We start from the raw sequence: 264 nt of genomic DNA, 5'->3' as shown, positions 1-264 counted from the left end.
ACGCCGCACGCATTTGGGCAAAGCCTTGTGCATAGGATACGATTTTACTTGCGAACAAAGCTTTGCGTACACTCTCGATGAACGCTTTTTTATCGCCGGAGAATGCTTCAGTCTTCGGACCATTCAGGATTTTGCTCGCAGCTACACGCTCGTCCTTCATGGCGGACAGGAAACGGGAGAATACGGATTCCGTAATCATGGACAATGGTACGCCGAGATCCAGCGCGCTTTGGCTTGTCCATTTACCTGTTCCTTTTTGTCCTG

At 50.0% G+C, this 264-nt stretch carries 1 pseudogene; it reads right to left on the bottom strand.

From position 1 onward, the window contains the following. A pseudogene (locus CHH60_RS29485) lies at window positions 1–264 on the bottom strand (NADP-dependent phosphogluconate dehydrogenase); the annotation flags it as partial.

This window comes from Paenibacillus sp. 7523-1, assembly GCF_002276415.1.
Classification (GTDB): domain Bacteria; phylum Bacillota; class Bacilli; order Paenibacillales; family Paenibacillaceae; genus Paenibacillus; species Paenibacillus illinoisensis_A.
The sequence above is the reverse complement of the archived record's forward strand: the minus strand, read 5'-3'. Positions and strand labels throughout refer to the sequence as shown.